General features: G+C 68.2%; 1 protein-coding gene. It reads right to left on the reverse strand.

Annotated features, from left to right (window positions below; translation table 11 throughout):
* Nucleotides 1-195 precede the first annotated feature (195 nt).
* Nucleotides 196-1401 (reverse strand): IS701 family transposase, encoded by a 1206-nt coding sequence (locus tag DPM19_RS34655; protein WP_456049255.1) that lies wholly within the window; start codon nucleotides 1399-1401, stop codon nucleotides 196-198.
* Nucleotides 1402-1521: the final 120 nt, after the last annotated feature.

The following is a 1521-nucleotide window of genomic DNA, read 5'->3' on the forward strand; positions in this document are numbered from 1 at the left end:
TAGTACTCCAGCCGCATTTAGTGATCGATGAGGCGTTGTTGTCGTTGGTAGTGGTGGTGGCGGGCGCGGGCTTGGTGGCGGCGTCGCCAGCGTGACCATCGGATTCGGTGTTGTGGTGGATGTTGGGGTTGGGTGAGGTGGGCGTGGAGGCGGCGGATCTCGTTGACGGTGAGGTGGATCAGGTCGCCGGGATCGTCACCGTTCGTCGGGTCGGGGTGTGTTCGTCCCGTGGGGTCGGGCCCCCTGTGTGGCGAGGCCGTCGTGGTCCTCGCCTGTGGGTGTGGGGTCGGGTGGGTCGGGTGGTGGGTGCTGTTCGGCGGCGAGGAGGGCCAGGTGGGTGTGGGCGACCATCGCGAGGGTGATGTGCCGGTACCAGGCCATGTGCGTGCGAACCTGGTAGTGGTCGAGACCGACCTCGTTCTTGGTGGCCTGGAAGCATTCCTCGATGCTCCACCTGGAGCCGGCGACGCGCACGAGTTCGGGCAGGCCGGCCGGGCGGGTGGCCCAGCACCGGTAGAACGCCAGGTCGCCGGGGTTGCTGATCGAGCGGCGGGCCAGCACCCGGTCCCGGTCGGCGACTTCGATCCAGGCCCAGTCGTAGAAACGGCGGCCCTTGGCTCCGTCACCGCAGGAGTAGCGTTGCCAGGCACCGGAGTCCAGGGCGGCGATGGCGTGGTCCGCCCGGGTCTTGGTCCCGGCGAGCGTGATCGGGTGGTCGCAGGAGACGGCGAACACGTGGTTCAGGCCCCGTGCCCGGCAGCGGTCGCGTAGTTCGGTGTTGTCGCCGTAGGCCTCGTCGCCGGTGACCCACCCGAACACCAGCAGTGGGTCGTCGGCGGCCCGTTCGATCATCCGCCAGGCGAGTTCGGGCTTGGTCGCGAACACCGTCCCGTCCGGAACCCCCGCATCCGCCAGCCGGTCGGGCCCGGTGAACCAGGAGGCCGGCAGATACAGCTCCCGGTCGATCAGCACCCGCTGCCGGTCGGGGTTCACATACGAGCAGAACACCCCGATCTGACAATTCGTGATCTTCCCTGCGGTCCCCGTGTACTGGCGTTGCACCCCGGCCGAGCGCAGGCCCTTCTTCTCAAACCCGGTGTCGTCCACCGCCAGCACCCCGGCCGGCGAGCCGATCCGTTCAGCCACCTGCGCCCGCAGCGCGTCCCGCACCAGGCCGGCGTCCCAGCGCGCGTGATTCAGCAGCCGCTGCATCCCATCCGGCGTCTTGTCCCCGGCGAACTCCGCCAGCGACCAGCCGTTCTTACGCTCCAGCGAACTCAGCAACCCCAGCAGATAGCCGCGTGCCCGCAACCGCGGCTCCCGCCGACCGAAGAACGGCGCCACCACCTGCGAGAACAGCTCCTCAAACCCATCCACCCAGAAAACCGGGTCGATCTCCACTACATTGGACAGCACGGCCACCGCCGCTCGTATGGTTCCAACACACCCACACGATCGCAGCGGTGGCCGTCTCACGTCCCGACCTCCACCACACCGAGATCTCCAAGTGCGGCTGGAGTA

This window comes from Actinomadura craniellae (genome assembly GCF_003289645.1).
In the GTDB taxonomy this organism is placed as follows: domain Bacteria; phylum Actinomycetota; class Actinomycetes; order Streptosporangiales; family Streptosporangiaceae; genus Actinomadura_D; species Actinomadura_D craniellae.